The sequence below is a fragment of the Alphaproteobacteria bacterium genome (assembly GCA_039980135.1).
Taxonomy (GTDB): Bacteria; Pseudomonadota; Alphaproteobacteria; order UBA6615; family UBA6615; genus UBA8079.
Genome location: JBDXCV010000003.1, coordinates 1,102,251 through 1,121,070, shown reverse-complemented (window position 1 = coordinate 1,121,070; position 18,820 = coordinate 1,102,251). Strand labels below are relative to the sequence as shown.

The window sequence follows — 18,820 nt, the reverse complement described above, 5'->3', positions numbered from 1 at the left end:
AATGTGGCGCCCGCCCGAGCGTATTCGATGGGAACCCGACCCCGGCACCTGGCCGGACGCGGACGAGGCCGCCGGCGCGAAGCTGTTCCAGCCGGTCGATATCGGCCAGACCGAACTTGAGGCCCGCACATGGGTGCCCGCCATGGTGCCCTGGCGGGCGACCGGCGACGGCGAGGTCACCGACAATGTGCTGGACTGGTACGGGCGGTTCGCGCGCGGGCGGCCGGGCGCGATCGTGGTCGAGGCGACCGGCATCCGGGATATTCCATCCGGGCCTTTGCTCCGGATCGGCAACGACCGGTTCATTCCCGGGCTGAAAGAACTCACAGAGACCGTGCGCCGGGAGAGCGGCGGCCACACCCGGCTTTTCATCCAGCTGATCGATTTCCTCGCCGTCCGGCGGCGGCCCGATCCGGCGAAGTATTTCGAGCGGTTCCTCGGGGTCACCGACCGGCACCGCGACGCGCTCAATGCCAGCGACTGGCCCGAGGATCAGCTCCGCGCCCATCTGGCAGGCCTGCCCGAGGACGAACTGGCCGATGTGCTGACGCCGCGGGAACTGGAATCACTGCATCAGGGCTATCGCGAACGGGTCACGGACACCGAACTGCCCCAGATCGCCGAACTGCCCGCCGTCCTGCCGGGCCTGTTCGCCGACGCCGCGCGACGCGCGAGGGACGCCGGGTTCGACGGGGTCGAGCTGCACTACGCCCATGCCTACACGATGGCCTCGTTCCTCTCGGCCCTGAACAACCGGGGCGACGGCTACGGCGGGTCGCGCGAGGACCGCGCGCGACTGCCGCTGGAGGTCTATGCGGCTGTCCGCGCCGCCGTGGGCGACGACTTCGTGGTCGGCACGCGGTTCCTGTCGGAGGATTGCATCGACGGCGGCAATACCGTCGAGGATGCGGCGTATTTCGGAGCGGCGTTCGCCCGGGCCGGGTTTGACGTGCTGTCCCTGTCCCGCGGCGGCAAGTTCGAGGACGCCAAACGCCCGGCGGTCGGCCAGGCGGCCTATCCCTATACCGGCCCGAGCGGCTACGAATGCATGCCGCAGTATATCTCCGATGCGCGCGGGCCGTTCGGGCGGAACGTGGAACCGGTGGCGGCGATCCGCGACGCGGTGCGCGCGGCGGGGTGCGAAACGCCCGTGGTCCTGACCGGCGGCATCCACGGGTTCCGGCAGGCCGAGGATATTCTTCAGGCCGACAAGGCCGACATCATCGGCTTCGCCCGCCAGAGCCTCGCCGACCCCGACTGGTTCCGGAAGGTGCGCTCCGGACACGGGAAGGCGGTGCGGGTCTGCGAGTACACGAATTACTGCGAGGCGCTGGACCAGAAGCATGTGCCGGTGACCTGTCAGCTCTGGGACCGGAAAAATCTGGACGAACCCGGGATCGCCAAGACGCAAGACGGCAAGCGGCGGCTGGTCGCGCCGGAATGGGAGCCTGATACCTAACCGGTGAAGCTGCCGCCTTCCGCCACCAGCCGTTCGAGTAGCGGCGACGGGGCCCAGAGCTTGCCGTGGGCGGCCTCGAAGGCCCGGACCCGGTCGAGAATTTCGCCGAGCCCGATCTCGTCGGCCATGTGCATGATGCCGCCGCGCCAGCGCGGGAACGCAAAGCCGTAAAGCCACATCACGTCGATGTCCGACGCGCGGGCGGCGATGCCCTCGTCGAGAATCTTGGCCCCCTCGTTGATCGCCGCATAGAGACAACGCGCCCTGATTTCATCGTCGGAGATATCCCGGCGCGCGATGCCCTGCGCCTTCGCGACGGCAGCGGCGATGGCCTCCACCTCCGGGTCCGGTTGCGGCCGTCGCCCACCGTCTTCATAGGCGTACCAGCCCTGCCCGGCCTTGATTCCGAACCGGCCGCGTTCGCACATCCGGTCGGCCAGATGCATGTAACGCGCGTCGGGATCGCGTTCGCCGGACAAGGACTGGCGCATCCGCCAGCTCACATCCAGACCCGACAGATCGCTGACGGCCAGCGGGCCGAGCGGCATCCCCAGATCGGTCAGAACCTTGTCCACCTGGGCCGGAGACGCCCCCTCCTCGACGAGGAACGTCGCCTCCCGCACGAGCGGCAAACGCGACCGGTTGGCGATGAAGCCGTGGCACACGCCGGCGAGCACGCCGACCTTGCCGGTGCGCTTGGCCAGCGCCATGCCGGTGGCGATAGCGTCGGGTGCGCTCTCCGCACCCCGGACCACCTCGAGCAGCCGCATGACGTTGGCCGGCACGAAGTAATGCAGGCCGATGATGTCCTGGGGCCGGGACGTGGCCGCCGCGATGGCATCGATGTCCATGTAGGAGGTGTTGGTGGCCAGAATGGCACCCGGCTTCACGGCTTTTTCCAACGCTGCGAAGATTTCCTTCTTCACGTCCAGATCCTCGAACGCGGCTTCGATCACCAGATCCGCGTCTGCCAGGGCATCGTAGCCGACCGCGCCGGTGATCCGGCCGAGCCGTTCGGTTTTCGCCGCCTCATCGATCCGCCCCCGCGCGACCATGGCCGCGTAGAGCTTCGCGATCTCGGCCAGGCCCGCGTCGAGGGCTTCCTGCCCGGTCTCGACGATGGTCACGGGCAGGCCCGCATCCACCAGGCTGATGGCAATGCCGCGCCCCATGGTGCCCGCGCCGATCACGCCGGTCGTGTTGATCTCGCGCGGGACCACGTCCTTGCCGATATCGGGAATCTTCGCTGCCTCGCGCTCGGCGAAAAAGGCATAGCGCAACGCCGCCGACTGGCCGCTGTTCTTGCAGGCCTCGAAGCGGGCACGATCCGCCGCAACCGCCTCGTCATAGGGCATGCGCAGCCCGTCGGTGACGCTCTCGATGGCCTGATGGGGGGAATCCTGACCGCGAAAGCGCCGGTTTGCGAGGTCGCGATACTTCCCGATGGTCTCGGCATGTTCCTCGGGCGCACCGATCCCCTCGCGCGGTTCGCTGGAGATCCGGCGCGGGGTGCCATCGGACAGAACTTTTTCCGCGAAGGCGACCGCGCCGGCCCGCAGATCGCCCTCGACGATCTCGTCGACGATCCCGTATTCGTGCGCCGTGGCCGCGTTGACAGGCTTGCCCAGGACAATCAGCTCCAGCGCGTGGTCGAGCCCGGCCACGCGCGGCAGACGCTGGGTCCCGGCGGCACCCGGGAAGATGCCCAGATTGACCTCGGGCGTGCCGAGCCTTGCCGTGGGTGCCGCGACACGGAAATGGCAGCCCAGGGTCAGTTCGAGCCCGCCGCCCAGAGCCGTGCCGTGGATCGCGGCGACGACGGGTTTTTCGATGTCGTCGAGCCGGTCGATCACCGCCACCAGATGGGGCGCGCGCGCGGGCTGGTCGAACTCGCGGATGTCGGCCCCGGCGGGAAAGGTCCGGCCCGCGCCGATCAGCACGATGGCGTCGGCCCTGTCGTCGGCCACGGCGCGTTCCACCCCGGCGACGATGCCTTCGCGCACGGCGTGGCCCAGCGCGTTGACCGGCGGGTTGTCGATGGTCAGGACCGCGATCCGCCCTTCGATGTCGTATCCGACGACTTCACTCATTTTCGTCCCCTGATTCCCGCTTCGCCCTGTGCTAATTCTGGCGCGCCGTTCTACTATATGCGGCAACAGCGGCCATGATGCGCAGGGCGTTCCGGCCGGTCAAACGGAGCCACCGATTTGTCTCACTATGGGCACCCCGACGAATTCCTCGACAAGGTCGGCCAGGAGCTCGGTCTCAGCGACTGGGTCGAGATCGACCAGGCCCGGATCGACGCATTCGCGGACGTGACGAACGATCATCAGTGGCTGCACGTCGACCCGTCGCGCGCCGCCGAAGAGATGCCCGGCGGCAAGACCATCGCGCACGGGTTCCTCGTGCTGTCGCTGATCCCGGGGCTGAGCTATCCGTTCTTCCGGATCGACAACCTCGCCCACACGATCAACTACGGGCTCAACAAGGTGCGCTTCACGGCCATGGTGCCGGTGAATTCCCGCGTCCGGCTGCGCCAGTCGCTGGCCAGCGCGGAAAAACGCCCCGACGGCAGCGTGCATCTGGTGCTCGACAGCGTCATCGAGCTGGAGGGCAGCGAGCGCCCCGCCGCCGTCGCCCAGACCGTCCGGCTTTTGTTTCCCGAAGCGATCGGGAGCTGAGAGGAGAATGAGCACCGCCGACCGCACATACTCGCGCACCGACCAGGTCGTGCCCGTGCTGGACCAGCACCGGTTCGACGACACGGCCCTGGTGGCGTGGATGACCGCCAACATCGAGGGCTTCGAAGGCCCGATCGAGCTGGCCCAGTTCCAGGGCGGCATGTCGAACCCCACCTTCCTGCTGACCGACGCGAACGGCCGGCGCTACGTGTTGCGCAAGAAGCCGCCGGGCGAGCTGCTGCCGTCAGCCCATGCGGTTGACCGGGAGCACCGGATCACTTCGGCGCTGGCCGACACGCCGGTCCCCGTGGTGCGGACGCTGGCGTTGTGTGAAGACGTGTCCATCGTCGGCACCGAGTTCTTCCTCATGGACCATGCCGACGGGCGGGTGTTCCACGACCCTTCGTTGCCGGATCTTTCGCCCGAAGAGCGCGCGGCGATCTCCGCCTCGATGATCGAGACCCTGGCCGCCCTGCACCAGGTGGATTTCGACGCGGTCGGCCTCGGCGATTATGGCCGCGTGGGTGGCTATATGGGTCGGCAGGTCGTCCGCTGGTCGAAGCAGTATGAGGCGTCGAAGACCGACGAGCTGGCCGAGATGGACCATCTCATGGCCTGGCTGCCCGACAACATGCCCGACGACAGCGAGACGACAATCGTGCACGGCGACTTCCGGCTGGAAAACCTGATCATCGCCCATGACGAACCCCGGGTGATCGCGGTGCTGGACTGGGAGCTCTCGACCCTGGGCCATCCCCTGTCGGACCTCGCCTACAACTGCCTGCCCTATCACTGGCCGGAGGAAAGCTTCGGCGACATGCGCGGGCTCGACACTTCTGTTCCCGGCATTCCTTCCGAAGCCGATTACGTCGCCGCCTATTGCAAACACACCGGGCGCGACGAGATCGAGAACTGGAACTTCTATCTGGTGCTGTCCCTGTTCCGCCTCGCGGCGATCATCCAGGGCGTCTACTACCGCGGGCTGCAGGGCAACGCCTCGTCCCCCGAGGCGCTGCTGCGCCGCGACCTGACCCGGCAGCTGTCGATCCGGGCATGGGGTTTGGTGGAGGGTGCGGGCTGACCCACCAAAAACAGTCATACGCGGACTTGATCCGCGTATCTCTACGCGGACCGAGACAAGATGCCCGGATCAAGTCCGGGCATGACGAAGGTTCTGTAGGAACTCAATCATCCTCGGGATAAATCAGGCGCAGATTCTGCACCACGGCGGCGGGACGTTCGCTGCCCTCCAGCTCGATCGTCGCGTCGAGGACAAGCGACACACCGCCATCCTCGCGCTTCTCCGCGCTGGCCAGCACCTGGCGCAGGCGCACCCGCGAATTCGCCGGCACCATCGCCGTGAAGCGGACCTTGTTGAGCCCGTAATTGAGCTCGTGGGCGACGTGACCCACGTCGAAAATCTCGTAGCTGAGCGGCGCCAGCAAAGACAGCACCAGGAACCCGTGGGCGATGGTCGTACCGGTCGGCAGTTCGCGCGCGGCGCGCGCGGGGTCCACATGCACCCATTGATGGTCGTTGGTCGCATCCGCGAACGCGTCGATCATCGGCTGGTCGATCAGCACCCAGTCGCTGACGCCGAGCTCGGTGCCGACGAGATCGAGGAACACGTCCGGATGGGAAAACTTCGCCATCGTTGCCTTCTCCCCCGCGCGCCGTCGACGCCCGTCTAGGACGCCTTCGCCGCTTCGCGCTCGCGCAGGACCTTGCGCTGGATCTTGCCCGTCGTCGTCATCGGCAACTCGGTGACGAACTCGACCGCGCGGGGGAATTCATGTGCCGCCAGGCGTGTCTTGACGTGGTTCTGGATGTCCGCCGCCAGCGCATCCGACGGGGTCTGCCCGTCCTTCAGGATTACATAGGCCTTCACCAGCTCGCCACGCGCCTCGTCCGGCACGCCGATCACCGCCGACGTCTGGACGGCCGGGTGGGTCAGGAGCGAATTCTCGACCTCCGCGGGGCCGATCCGGTAGCCGGCGGAGTTGATCACATCGTCGGCGCGCCCGACGAAGTAGATCCAGCCCTCCTCGTCCATCGTCGCCTTGTCCCCGGTGTCGAGCCAGCGGTCGCCATTCCCGTCGGTGATGAACTTCTCCTCGGTCGCCCGGGGGTTCTTCCAGTATTCGAGGAACATCACCGGGTCGGGCGCCTTGACGCAGATGGTGCCGAGATCGCCCGGGGCCTGGACCGCGCCCGCTTCGTCCATGATCCGCAGCGTGTGGCCCGGCGAGGCGCGGCCCATCGAGCCGTCGGGCGGGGTCATGACCGACGCGCAGCAGCCGACGATCACGTTGCACTCGGTCTGGCCGTAGGCCTCGTTGATGGTCACGCCGAGCTGTTCGCGACCCCAGTCCATGAGCGACGTCCCCAGCGCCTCGCCGCCCGAGAACATCGTGCGCAGATCATAGTCGTAGCGCGCGCGCGGGTTCTCGACCTGACGCATCACCTTGAGCCCGGTGGGCGGAATGAAGGCGCAGCGCACGCCATAGCGCGCCAGCAGATCGAACACGGCCTCGGGGTCGAAGCGGCCGGGCGGGTTCACCACCTGCGGGATGCCGTGATAGAGCGCCGGCATCGCCGAATCCATCAGCGCGCCGATCCACGCCCAGTCCGCATTCGTCCACATGACGTCGCCGGGCCGGGGCAGGAAGTCGAAGATGAAATCCACCCCCGGCACATGCCCGATCATGGTGCGGTGGGGCAGCAGCGCCCCCTTGGGATTGCCCGTCGTGCCGGAGGTGTAGATCAGGAGCGCGGGATCGCCATTCGACGTATCGACCGGGGTGAAGCTGTCCTTCGCGCGCGCCAGTTCGGCATGGAAATCGAGCGCGCCGCCCGCGCCATCGTCCGCCGGCCCATCGACCGACAGGACGAGTTCCAGGTCGGGGAGCGAATCCCTGATCTGCGCGATCTTCTCGCAGCTCGCCCGGTCGGTAATGATCGCCCGCGCGCCCGAATCCGACAGCCGGTATTCCAGCGCGTCGGGTCCGAACAATTGCGCCAGCGGCATCGCCACGAGGCCGGCGCGGTAGGCGGCGATGTGGGCGACCAGTGTCTCGGGCATCTGCGGCAGCAGCACCGCGACCCGGTCGCCGCGTTGCAGGCCCTGCGCCACGAACAGGTTGGAAAGCCGGCTCGCCAGCGCCTTCAGGTCGCCGAAGGAATATTCACGCCGCCCGCCGTCCGGCTGCGGCACGATCAACGCCGTGGCCTTCGGATCCTGCGCGTCACAGACCGACACGCCCATATTGAAGCGGTCCGGCACGTCCCAGCGCCAGTCGCCCCAAGCTTCATCGTATGTCTGTGAGATTTTCACCGAACAGCCCCCGGTTTATTGTTGGGGAGACTCTAGCCAGATAGGACGCCGCCGCCAAACGGGATCCAGTGACAACAATCGGCGTCAAGCCCGCACTTGATGCGGGCATCTCGTCTCGGTTTGCGCTGAGATACGCGGATCAAGTCCGCGTGACGACGGAGAGTAGGTGAATCACTCTCCATCGTCATGCCCGCGCAGGCGGGCATCCATCGTCACAGGCGCCTGCCCGGTCCCGCGTCGGCGTTTATGGACTCCCGCCTTCGCGGGAGTGACGAGAAGAGATGGACATGACAGGTACTAGGAACCCCCGCCCGCCAGTTCGAGCATCGCGCCCAGCAGCACCTGGCCGCCGGCAGCGACCCATTCGGGCTTCGCGTCCTCGACCTCGTTGTGGCTAATCCCGTCGACGCAGGGAATGAAAATCATAGACGTCGGCGCCACCGCCGCCACGTTGCAGGCGTCATGGCCCGCGCCGGAGATGATCTCACGGGCGGAGAGACCGCGGCTTTCGGCTGCGTTGCGCACGGCGGCGACGCAGCGTTCATCGAACACAATCGGTGCGATATAGAAAATCTCCTCGAACATGCTTTCGAGCCCGATCTCCGCGACGATATCCTTCATGCCGGCGCGCAGGCTGGCATCCATGTCGCGCAGGACATCGTCGTCGGGATGGCGGAACTCCGCCGTCATGAAGACCTGCCCGGGGATGACGTTGCGTGAATTGGGATAGGATTCGATCATCCCCACGGTCGAGCGGCCGTCGGGCGCGTTGTCGATGCCGACCCGGTGGACCAGCTCGACGATCCGCGCCGCGCCGACCAGCGCGTCCTTGCGCCGCTCCATGGGCGTGGTGCCGGCATGAGATTCCTGGCCCGTCAGGGTGATCTCGTACCAGCGCTGGCCCTGGGCACCGGTAACCACGCCGATGGTGATCTCCTCGTCTTCCAGAATGGGACCCTGCTCGATATGGGCCTCCACATAGGCGTGCAGGTCACGCCCGCCGACGGGCAGCTCGCCCGCATAGCCGATACGCGCCAGTTCCTCGCCGATGGTCAGCCCGTCTGCGTCGGCGCGGGACAGGCCGTGCTCCAGCGAGAACTGGCCGCCGAACACACCCGACGAGATCATCGCCGGGGCGAACCGGCTGCCTTCCTCATTGGTCCAGACCACCACCTCGATGGGGTGCTCGGTCTCGTAATCCAGATCGTTGAGGCTGCGGATCACCTCGAGCCCGGCCAGCACCCCGAAGATGCCATCGAAGCGCCCCCCGGTCGGCTGGGTGTCGAGATGGCTGCCGGTGACGACCGGCGGCAGGCTGTCGTCACGCCCAGCGCGGCGGGCAAAGATGTTGCCCATCTGGTCCACCGTCACCGCGCAGCCCGCGGCCTCGCACCAGGACACGAACAGGTCCCGCGCCTCCCGGTCGAGATCGGTCAGCGCGAGGCGCCGGCTGCCGCCCTTCTCGGTCGGGCCGATCTCGGCGATGTCCATGATCGACTGCCACAGGCGATCACCATCAATGGAAAGATTGCGCGGTTCGTTCATGGTGCGGCGTTCCGGGACGGGGTGGGAGAACGGCTTTCGGGCATGATACCGTCTCCCGTCATTTCCTCACAGGTCGCGTTACAAAATCATGGACTCACAAACCGGACGGCCGGTCACCCTGGCACCCAACGGGCTCGTCACCTCTCCCCATTCGCTCGCCTCGGCCGCCGGGGTGGACGTGCTGCGCGCGGGCGGGTCGGCGGTGGACGCGGCGATGGCCACCAGCGCCGCGCTGGCGGTGCTCTATCCCCACATGACCAGCATCGGCGGCGACGCCTTCTGGCTGATCCATGACGCGAAAACGCGCCGGGTCAGATATCTGAACGGCGGCGGCAAAGCGGCGTCGGGCGGCACGATCGCGGCTATGGAAGAACGCGGGCTTTCCGAAATTCCGTTTCGTGGGGTGATTCCGGCGACGTTGACGGTGCCCGGCGCGCTGGCGAGCTGGGACGAGGCGCACAAGGCGTATGGCCGGCTGCCCCTGCCGCGCATCCTCGAATCCGCCATCGGCTACGCCCGCGACGGGTTCCCGGTCACCGAACGGCTGGCGGAGCATATCGCCGAGCGTCATGACGACCTGGGCGAGCATGAGCATTCCGCGCGCATCTTTCTGCCCAACGGCACGCCGCCGGCGGCGGGAACGAAACTGGTCAATCGCGATCTCGCGCGTAGCCTCGAACGTTTCGCGGACGCCGGCTGGGCGGGATTCTACGATGGCGAGACCGCAACGGAGATGGCGCGGTTTGCCGCGGCGCATGGCGGTGTGTTCACGGTGGCGGATTTCGCCGGCCAGAAAGCCCAATGGGGCGAGCCGCTGGTCGGTTCGTATCGCGGTGTCACCGTCTACAACACCCCACCACCGACGCAAGGTTTCACGGTCCTGGAGATGCTCAACCTTATCGAGCCGCTGGACCTGCACAAGATGGAGTTTCTCGGCCCCGATCACATCCACCTGCTGGTTCAGGCCAAGCAGATCGCCTTCCATGACCGGGACCTTTTGCTGGCCGACCCCGACTTCGTGGACGTCCCCGTCGACCGGCTGATCTCCAGAGACTATGCCGACGAACGGCGCGGGCTGATCGACATGCAAACCGCCCTGCCCTGGGACAAGGTACCGTCCCATGGCAGCCTCGACGGCGACACGGTCTACATGGCCGCGATCGACAGCGAGGGCAACGCGGTCTCCCTGATCCAGAGCCTGTTCGCGGCCTTCGGATCGGGTGTCGTCGCTGGCAACACCGGCATCATGCTGCAGAACCGGGCGAGCTATTTCTCGCTTGACGCCGCGCATCCCAACCGGCTCGAACCGGGCAAGATCCCACTGCACACGCTGATGGCCGCCATGACGAAACGTGGCGACGATCTGTGGTCGGTGTTCGGCACCCAGGGCGCGGACGGGCAGCCCCAGGTCCAACTGCAACTGCTGACGGACATGATCGATTTCGGCCTGAACATTCAAGAAGCGCTGGAGATGCCGCGTTTCCTGTCGGGGCGTATCTCGCTCGGTGAGGCGCGCGACCCGTTGCATCTCGAAGGGCGCATGCCCGAGGCCACGATCACCGCGCTGGCGGCGCGCGGCCACAAGATCAACCGCTGGCCGGATTGGAACAACCGGGCCGGACAGGCCCACGGCATCGTTATTGAGCCGGGGTCCGGGCTCTATACCGGCGGTTCGGACCCACGCTCGGACGGTGCGGCTGTGGGGTACTGACCGTCGTCCTTTTACACGCACGTCATACCCGCACTTGATGCGGGTATCTCGTCGCGGTCATTGTGAGATGCTCGGATCAAGTCCGGGCATGACAGGTTTGGTGCTACGGCCGGTGCAACTCCACTGCCGCGCGGGTGAAGGTCCGCCGGCCTGCCTTGAAACCGAACCGCGCCTCGGCGTTGATGGCCACCGCATCGGCCGCCGTCTCCGCGTCCCAGACCACCAGATCGGCGGCGTTGCCGACGGCGACGCCGTAATCGTCACGGCCGAGGAACTTCGCGGGCCGGTCGGTCATCATGGCGAAACACTCGGTCAGCTCGTCCCGCGTGCCACGCTGGGCGACGTTGGCGTACATGTTGGCGATCCGCATCAGCGAGCCATCGCCAAACGGCGTAAACGGATTGAGGATGTTGTTGGTAGACAGGCAGCAATTCACGCCGTGGGCCGCCAGCGCGTTGCCATCGGCCACGCCGCGCATCACCGAGTGATCCTGATGCCGCCCGACGGTGAACAGATCCGTCGCCGGCAGCACCGTCAGGGTCACGCCGCTGTCGGACATCAGCTTGCCGAGATCGGCCAGTTTTCCCGGCGGCATGGATGAGTATTTCGAGCCGTGGCCGACGGCGACCCGGCCGCCCCAGCCGATTTTGTCGGCCAGTTCGCAGACCTGATAGATGTCGAGATGATCATGGTTGGGGCCGACATCCAGGTGGATGTCCACATCCACGTCGTATTCCTTCGCGAGCTCGAAAATGCGGTTGATCTGTCCCGGGCCGTCATCGTCATAGCTGGGGGCGCCGCCGATGGCCGTGGCGCCACGCTCGAGGGTCGCGACCAGATTGGCGTCGCCCTCGGGCACGCCGGTCCAGCCCTCCTGCAGGAACACGCAAAGCTGCAGGTCGATCGCCCAGGCATAGTCCTTCGCCAGCTGCTCCAGCGCATCGACGCTCTTCAGCCTGACATTGGGATCGACCTCCACATGGGTGCGCATCTGGGTGCAGCCATGGGCAATCGCAGTCTCCAGCGATGCGCCGGCGCGTTTATAGACGTCTTCCACGGTGAACCCCGGCTTCACGGCCGAGACCCGCTTCATGTGATCCATGCCACGGTCCGGCGCGGGTTCGGAGCGGTCGAGGATGCGCGACTTGTCGAGATGGATATGGGTCTCGATCAGCCCGCCGGACACCAGCCCACCCGCGACGTCGAGGCTCTCGCCGCCTTCAGGAAGCGCCGCCTCGATGGCCGCGATGCGCCCATCCGAAATCCCGATGTCCTGCATGGCCGCACCCGCGTCGCCACCCACAACCCGCGCATTGCGTAGAACCAGATCCAGACTCATGACAATTCCCCTCTAAATACCAGACGTCAGCATCGAACAGTTCCCGACCCGACGCAAACAACGTGACTACTTCGCCGGCGCCTCGGCCCGATCGTTGGGTCCGTAGTCCCGCAGCACCTCGGCGACTCGCAGGCGGTAATTATCGAAGATGCCGCCCCGGCCCCTGGCCTGGGCGACACGATGCTCCGCGTGGCTCCGCCAGGCCAGCACCGCTTCCTCGTCGCGGAAAAACGACAGGGCCAGATACTTGCCCGGGTTGTAGATGCTCTCGAACCGCTCGACCGAGACGAACCCATCGATCTTCTCGAGCTCGGCCGCCAGGTCGTGGGCGATACCGAGATAATCGTCGAGCCGTCCCTCGGCCGGCCAGACCTCGAAGATGACGGCGATCATCAGACGCCCCGGTTACGCGGCCAACCATCGACCTGGCGGCGCAGCTCCATACGCGCAATCTGGCGCCGGTGGACCTCGTCGGGACCATCGAACAGGCGCATCGCGCGGGCCCGGGCATACATGAACGCCAGCGGGAAATCGTCGGCCATGCCACCGCCGCCATGGAGCTGCAGCGCGCGGTCGATCACACCCAGCGCCATGTTCGGGGCCGCCACCTTGATCATGGCGATCTCCTGGCGCGCCTCCTTGTTGCCGACGGTGTCCATCATCCAGGCCGCCTTCATCACGAGCAGGCGGCACATTTCAATTTCAATCCGCGACTGGGCGATACGTTCCTCGGTGATGCCGCGCTCCGCCAGCAGCTTGCCCCAGGTCTCGCGTTCGGTGGCGCGCTTGCACATCGCCTCCAGCGCCCGCTCGGCGACGCCGATCACCCGCATGCAATGGTGGATGCGGCCCGGACCCAGCCGGCCCTGGGCGATCTCGAAGCCGCGCCCCTCGCCGAGCAACAGGTTCGCCACAGGCACCCGCACATTGTCGAATGTTACCTCCGCATGACCGTGGGGCGCATCGTCATAGCCCATGACATTCAGGGTGCGTTCGATTGTTACACCGGGCATGTCGCGCGGCACCAGAATCTGCGACTGCTGCTCATGGCGTGCCGCCGTTGGGTCGGTCTTGCCCATCACGATCATGATCTGGCAGCGCGGGTTGGGGGCGTTCGACGTCCACCACTTGGTGCCGTTGATCACATATTCATCGCCGTCGCGGGTGATCGAGCATTCGATATTGGTCGCGTCCGACGAGGCCACGTCAGGTTCCGTCATCGCAAAAGCCGACCGGATCTCGCCGTTCAGAAGCGGGGTCAGCCATTCGGCCTGCTGTTCGGGGGTGCCGTACATGTGCAGCACCTCCATGTTGCCCGTGTCCGGCGCGCTGCAGTTGAACACTTCCGGCGCCCAGTCGACCCGGCCCATGATCTCGCACAACGGCGCATATTCGACATTGGTCAGCCCCGCGCCGTGATGGTCATCGGGCAAGAACAGGTTCCACAGACCGCGCTTCCTTGCCTCTGCCTTGAGATCGTCGACGATCTGCGGTGTCTGCCAGCGGGTTCCCTGGTTGTCGAGCTGCGTGTCGAAGGTCTCCTCGTTCGGATAGACAAACTCGTCCATGAAGGCGATGAGATCTGCGCGCATTTCCAGGCAGCGCGGCGTTAGTTCGAAATCCATTATCCTGTTCCCCGGTTCTTATTTGCCTGCGCCCGGATGGATGCCGAACGCCAAGACTTGCCCTAGGATACCGCCAACATGTCTGTTGGGGGAGTCGCCATGACCACGCCGTTCGATCTTTCGGGCAAGGTCGCCATCGTCACGGGTTCGACCAAGGGCATCGGCCGCGCCATCGCCGTGGCGCTGGCCGAGGCCGGCGCAAAGGTGACCGTGTCGAGCCGGGATGCGGACCGGGTCGCGGAAACCGCCGGGGCTCTCACCGACGCCGGACACCAGGCCCTGGGCGTGCCCTGCAATGTGGGCCGCAAGGACGAACTCCAGGCGCTGATAGACACATCGCGCAAACAGGCAGGACCGGCGGACATCCTGATCTGCAACGCGGCCATCAACCCCTATTACGGTCCGGCGATGGAGATTCCCGACGAGGTCTTCGCCAAGATCATGCAAACCAACATCCAGTCCCAGCTCTGGCTCGCGCAGATGGCAGTGCCGGATATGCGCGCGGCAGGCGGCGGGGCCATCGTGCTGGTTTCGTCCATCGGCGGCCTGCGCGGCTCGGACGTGATCGGCGCCTACAACATCTCCAAGGCCGCCGACATGCAGCTCGCGCGCAACCTTGCCGTCGAACTCGGCCCCGACAACATCCGGGTCAACGCGATCGCGCCGGGGCTGGTGAAGACGGATTTCGCGCGCGCGCTGTGGGAAGACCCGGCATTCGCCGATCCGCGGATCGCAGCGACCCCGCTGCGGCGCCTCGGCGAGCCCGAGGATATCGCGGGCGCAGCCGTGTACCTGGCGTCCGACGCGGCGACCTGGATGACCGGTCAGACCCTGGTAATCGATGGCGGGGCGACGGTGCCTGTTTAAAAACCACGTCATGCGCGGACTTGATCCGCGCATCTCACATAGACCGAGACGAGATACCCGCATCAAGTGCGGGCATGACGAAGTAATATCTACAGGTTCGCGGGCGAAAAACCGCTCAACCCGTCCGGCCCGCGTCCCATTCCCTGAAGCCGGATCCGGCGTCGGCCAGTTCGCGCAACAGCACCGCCGGTTCCCACTTGTCGCCCCACTCGCCGTGGAACCGGTCGAGGGTCGCGACGATTTCGGGCAATCCGACCATATCTGCATAGAACATAGGGCCGCCGCGCCAGCGCGGGAACCCATAGCCGTGGAGCCAGACGACATCGACGTCCGACGCCCGGATCGCCATGCCTTCCTCAAGGATTTTCGCGCCCTCGTTGATCAGTGCGTAGACGCAACGCTGGAGAATCTCCTCGTCGGAGATGTCCCGTCGGGTAATCCCCATCTCGCCCGAACGCGCCACGATCAGGCTTTCGATCCCGGGATCGGGCAGCGCGTTGCGGCCTTCGTAGCGATACCAGCCGGCGCCGGTTTTCTGGCCGAACCGGCCCAGTTCGCAGATCCGGCCCAACAGCGGCGAGATCCGCTCGTCGGCGGGCCGCGTGTCGGCCCGGCGCTTCTCGATCGCCCAGCTGATGTCCAGTCCGGCAAGATCGGACACCCGGAGCGGACCCATGCGGAAGCCGAAGGTCTCGATCACCCTGTCCACGTCCTGGGGCAGCGCGCCTTCTTCGATGAGGAAGTCGCACTGGCGAAAATACGGCGCGAGCATCCGGTTGCCGACGAACCCGTCGCACACCCCGACCACGACGCCGGTTTTGCCGATGCGTCCCGACAGGTCCAGCACCGTCGCGATGACGTCCTTCGCGGTCTTTTCCGCCCGCACGATCTCCAGCAGGGTCATGACATTGGCCGGGCTGAAGAAATGCAGACCCAGCACATCCGCCGGCCGCTCGGTAACCGCGGCGATGGCGTCCACATCCAGCGTCGACGTGTTGGTCGCCAGGATCGTGCCGTCGCGTGCCAGGCGGTCGAGATCGCGGAACACGGATTGCTTGACGTCCATTTCCTCGAACACCGCCTCGATCACCAGGTCTGCATCGGCCACCGCATCGAGCCCCAACGCACCCGTGATGAGACCCATGCGCGTGTCCATATCCTCGGCGCTGAGCCGACCCCGATCGCGGGTCGCGGCATAGTTGCTCTCGATCCGCGCAAGGCCGCGGGTGAGCGCGTCCTGGCTGGTCTCGATCAGGGTGACCGGCATGCCCGCATTGGCAAATGACATGGCGATGCCGCCGCCCATGGTCCCGGCGCCGATGATCGCGGTGCGTTCGACGGACCGCCGCGGCGTGTCGCTCGGGATATCGGGAATTTTCGACACCTGCCGTTCGGCGAAGAATGCATGCACCAGCGAACGGGATTCGGCCGATGCCACCGCCTCGGCGCTGATTTCCGCCTCGCGATCCCATCCCTGTTTGAACGGCATGGTCAATGTGTTGGCGACGCTTTCCAGACAGCGCAGTGGTGCGCGCATGCCGCGCGCGGTCTTTTCGAGTTTCGCACGGGTTTCGGCAACCAGCGCCGCGCCCGCTTCCGGGTCCAGATCCACCGGCAACTCGCTCAAGCGGCGGCCCGCGGCATCGGATGCAACCAGTCCATCGGCAAACCGGATCGCCTCGGCGCAGACGTCGTCACCCTCGGCCACGCGATCGACGAGTCCGATCTCCAGGGCGCGGCGCCCATCCACCGAGGCCCCGCTGGTAATCATGTCGACCGCCGTCCGGAATCCGACGAGACGCGGCAGGCGCTGGGTGCCGCCCGCACCGGGTATGACGCCGCGTAAAACTTCCGGTAGCCCGAGTCGGGCATCACGGTGAGTCACCCGGTAATGGCAGCCCAGCGCGAGTTCCAGCCCGCCGCCCAGGGTCGGCCCGTGAATCGCCGCGACCACGGGCTTGTCCATCGCCTCGATCAGGTTCATCAGTTCGCGCGTCATGGGACGAACCTGGCGGTCCGGCGTGTTGAATTCGCGTATGTCCGCACCGCCGCACAGATTGCGGCCATTGCCGGAAATCACGACCGCACGCGTCGAAAGGTCATCCGCCGCGGCTTCGAGATAATCCGCAATCGCCATGCGCACATGTTTCGCCAGCGCGTTGACCGGCGGATTGTTGATGGTGATCACCGCGATCGTACCGACATTCCGGTAGAGGACGGGGTCATTCGATGTTTCAGTGCTCATGGTCTCTCGGACGCGGTCAGGCTGATCAACGCAGAATTGTACTTTAAGAGAATCATCCACAATCCTCCAAGGGTCGCGATTGCACCGCGCGAATGCCTGCCACGCCCCGGCACAATAGCGGGTCTATCGCGCAACCGCCCGCCGGTTGCTAAAGTGCGCCATCACCCGATGGCCACAACAGGCCGGATGATCGGACTCCCATGCGCCTACCGATGGACACCCGGCTGAACGCCGCCCAGATATTCGGACTGCTGACGACGATTGTCGCCGCGGTTCTGCTTGCCGCGCCCCTGTGGACCGACGCGCCGGGCGTGTTGCCGGCGGCGGGCGTCATCCTGTTCGCCATCAGTTTCTGGGCCACCGGCGCCATTCCGCCCCACATCACGGCGTTGTTGCTGTTCCTGCTGACGGTCGTGTTCTCGATCGCGCCGCCGAGTGTCGCCTTCTCCGGTTTCCATGCCAGCGCGACCTGGCTGGTCTTCGGCGGGTTCGTGATCTCGATCGCGGTCCACAAATCCGGGCTGGCCGCGCGTATCGTCCAGGCACTGATGACCCATCTGCCCGGCCGCTACCTGACCATGGCGGGCGGTCTGGCCCTCGCCGGCATCATGCTCAGTTTCATCATGCCGTCCGCATCCGGCCGCGCCGTGATGATGGCGCCACTGGCCGTCGCGCTGGCGACCGAACTGGGCTTCGCGGAAAACACCCGTGCGCGGCACGGCCTCGTGTTGGCGGCCGGCTGGGGTGCGACGATTCCCGCCTTCGGGATTTTGCCGTCGAACGTCGTGAACATGGCCTTCGTTGGTGCCTCCGAGGGCATCTTCAACATCAGCTTCACCTATTTCGGCTACACCTTCCTGAACTTCCCCATCGTCGGCTTTCTGGGTGCGCTGATCGTGATCGTCCTGATCACCATCCTGTTTGGCGCGAAACCGCAGCCTCAGGGCAAAGCCTCAATGCAGACAGGCTGGAGCAGCGCCGAGCGCCGTCTGATGGGGATCATGCTCGTCGCGCTGGCTCTCTGGATGACGGATTCGCTGCACGGAATCTCACCCGCCTGGATCGCGCTCGCCGCAGCATTGGTCTGTGTGACCCCGGGCATAGGAATGCTGCCGGCATCCGTGATCACGAACGAAGTAAACTACGGAGCCTGGCTATTCGTCGCCGGGGTCATCGGCGTCGGCGCGATTGCCAATCATTCCGGGCTCGGCGGCGCGATGGGCGAGTTGCTGCTGGCCAACATTCCGCTGACCAAGGATGGCGGGATTGTCACCTTCTATGAGATTTTTGCGATCAGCGCCGCCGTGGGCGTGGTCACGACATTCCCGGCAGCCCCACCCATCGTGACATCATTCTCAGATGCCATCGCGCAGGCCACCGGCTGGCCGTTGGAATCGGTCCTGCTGGTCCAGGTCCCGAGCTGGATGATCTACCCCTTCCCGCACGAGGCCCCGCCCGTCGCGATGGCCATGGCGGTCGGCGGTGTGCCCATGCGCGAGGCCTTTCGGCTGACGTCGGTCTATTTCGTGATCGGTGTGCTCATCATCCTGCCGCTGCAATATCTGTGGGGCAGTATGCTCGGGATCTATCTGTAAAATTCGGAATCAAAACAAACAAACAAACGGGGAGAGACCAATGCTGTTCATGGTGCGAATCAAGGTGGAACTGCCGGGCGAGATGGACCCGTCCCAGGTCAAGGCGCTGGGCGATGCGGAGGCCGACCGGGCCATTGAGCTGATCCAGGCGGGCCGGATGCGCAAGGTCTGGCGGATCGTCGGCGAGCGGGCGAACTTCTCGATCTGGGAGGCCGACAGCCTGGAGGATTTCCACGCCGATATCTCCTCGCTGCCGCTGCACCCGTGGATGACCGTCGAGGTGACGCCCATGATCGAGCATCCGGCGACCCAGGCCTATGAGGACCGGATCGGGCCGTTCCCGACGATCTAGCGGGCGAACACCCCTCTCCATTCGTCATGCCCAGGCTCGACCCGGGCATCCCGTCTCGATCTTTGCG

The 18,820-nt window shown here is 65.9% G+C and carries 15 protein-coding genes; 7 read left to right on the top strand and 8 right to left on the bottom strand.

The features are described 5' to 3' along the window. The first annotated feature begins 1 nt into the window (after position 1). A complete protein-coding gene (locus ABJ363_07345) occupies positions 2–1,459 on the top strand; it encodes an NADH:flavin oxidoreductase (protein MEP4378800.1) in 1,458 nt (485 codons plus the stop codon). On the opposite strand, the gene ABJ363_07340 is transcribed toward ABJ363_07345, so the two are convergent. Next, positions 1,456–3,549 carry a 3-hydroxyacyl-CoA dehydrogenase NAD-binding domain-containing protein gene (locus ABJ363_07340; GenBank protein MEP4378799.1) on the bottom strand — a complete coding sequence of 698 codons (2,094 nt, stop codon included), beginning with the start codon at positions 3,547–3,549 and terminating at the stop codon, positions 1,456–1,458. The two genes, ABJ363_07345 and ABJ363_07340, sit on opposite strands and share 4 nt — an antisense overlap. Before the next feature lie 117 nt (positions 3,550–3,666). On the opposite strand from ABJ363_07340, the gene ABJ363_07335 reads away from it, so the two are divergent. Together ABJ363_07335 and ABJ363_07330 are read left to right on the top strand one after the other, a co-directional pair. Next, positions 3,667–4,140, top strand: a complete 474-nt coding sequence (locus ABJ363_07335; protein MEP4378798.1) for a MaoC family dehydratase — start codon at positions 3,667–3,669, stop codon at positions 4,138–4,140. 7 nt (positions 4,141–4,147) lie between these two features. Further along, positions 4,148–5,221 carry a phosphotransferase gene (locus tag ABJ363_07330; protein MEP4378797.1) on the top strand — a complete coding sequence of 358 codons (1,074 nt, stop codon included), beginning with the start codon at positions 4,148–4,150 and terminating at the stop codon, positions 5,219–5,221. A gap of 103 nt (positions 5,222–5,324) precedes the next feature. Here the strand turns inward: ABJ363_07330 and ABJ363_07325 are convergent, their stop codons facing one another. From ABJ363_07325 to ABJ363_07315, 3 genes are all read right to left on the bottom strand, one after another. Further along, complete coding sequence (locus tag ABJ363_07325) at positions 5,325–5,792, bottom strand: MaoC family dehydratase (protein MEP4378796.1); 468 nt, start codon at positions 5,790–5,792, stop codon at positions 5,325–5,327. Positions 5,793–5,827: 35 nt separating this feature from the next. Continuing rightward, positions 5,828–7,474 carry an AMP-binding protein gene (locus ABJ363_07320; GenBank protein ID MEP4378795.1) on the bottom strand — a complete coding sequence of 549 codons (1,647 nt, stop codon included), beginning with the start codon at positions 7,472–7,474 and terminating at the stop codon, positions 5,828–5,830. A 297-nt stretch (positions 7,475–7,771) separates the two neighbouring features. Next, a complete protein-coding gene (locus tag ABJ363_07315; protein MEP4378794.1) occupies positions 7,772–9,019 on the bottom strand; it encodes a Zn-dependent hydrolase in 1,248 nt (415 codons plus the stop codon). An 88-nt stretch (positions 9,020–9,107) separates the two neighbouring features. On the opposite strand from ABJ363_07315, the gene ggt reads away from it, so the two are divergent. Continuing rightward, entirely contained in the window at positions 9,108–10,730 is a 1,623-nt protein-coding gene (gene ggt, locus ABJ363_07310) for a gamma-glutamyltransferase (GenBank protein ID MEP4378793.1), read from the top strand. 103 nt (positions 10,731–10,833) lie between these two features. Here ggt and ABJ363_07305 read toward each other — a convergent pair whose 3' ends face one another. The 3 genes from ABJ363_07305 to ABJ363_07295 all read right to left on the bottom strand — a co-directional run bounded on the left by ABJ363_07305 (position 10,834) and on the right by ABJ363_07295 (position 13,694). Continuing rightward, positions 10,834–12,069 carry an amidohydrolase family protein gene (locus ABJ363_07305; protein MEP4378792.1) on the bottom strand — a complete coding sequence of 412 codons (1,236 nt, stop codon included), beginning with the start codon at positions 12,067–12,069 and terminating at the stop codon, positions 10,834–10,836. Positions 12,070–12,135: 66 nt separating this feature from the next. Continuing rightward, a complete protein-coding gene (locus ABJ363_07300; GenBank protein ID MEP4378791.1) occupies positions 12,136–12,462 on the bottom strand; it encodes an antibiotic biosynthesis monooxygenase in 327 nt (108 codons plus the stop codon). Continuing rightward, positions 12,462–13,694 carry an acyl-CoA dehydrogenase family protein gene (locus ABJ363_07295; GenBank protein ID MEP4378790.1) on the bottom strand — a complete coding sequence of 411 codons (1,233 nt, stop codon included), beginning with the start codon at positions 13,692–13,694 and terminating at the stop codon, positions 12,462–12,464. Before ABJ363_07295 ends, ABJ363_07300 begins: the two co-directional genes overlap by 1 nt. 99 nt (positions 13,695–13,793) lie before the next feature. On the opposite strand from ABJ363_07295, the gene ABJ363_07290 reads away from it, so the two are divergent. Next, the gene (locus ABJ363_07290; GenBank protein ID MEP4378789.1) at positions 13,794–14,561 is read left to right on the top strand and encodes an SDR family oxidoreductase; all 768 of its coding nucleotides are present in this window, start codon (positions 13,794–13,796) and stop codon (positions 14,559–14,561) included. Between the two features lie 115 nt (positions 14,562–14,676). Here the strand turns inward: ABJ363_07290 and ABJ363_07285 are convergent, their stop codons facing one another. Further along, on the bottom strand, positions 14,677–16,806 hold the full coding sequence (locus tag ABJ363_07285; protein MEP4378788.1) for a 3-hydroxyacyl-CoA dehydrogenase NAD-binding domain-containing protein: 2,130 nt from the start codon (positions 16,804–16,806) through the stop codon (positions 14,677–14,679). Between the two features lie 200 nt (positions 16,807–17,006). Here ABJ363_07285 and ABJ363_07280 point away from each other — a divergent pair, with 200 nt between their 5' ends. Both ABJ363_07280 and ABJ363_07275 read left to right on the top strand, forming a co-directional pair. Next, entirely contained in the window at positions 17,007–18,401 is a 1,395-nt protein-coding gene (locus tag ABJ363_07280) for an SLC13 family permease (GenBank protein ID MEP4378787.1), read from the top strand. 40 nt (positions 18,402–18,441) lie between these two features. Beyond that, positions 18,442–18,753: a muconolactone Delta-isomerase family protein gene (locus tag ABJ363_07275; GenBank protein ID MEP4378786.1), complete on the top strand. Its 312-nt coding sequence runs from the start codon at positions 18,442–18,444 to the stop codon at positions 18,751–18,753. The last annotated feature ends 67 nt before the right edge of the window (positions 18,754–18,820 follow it).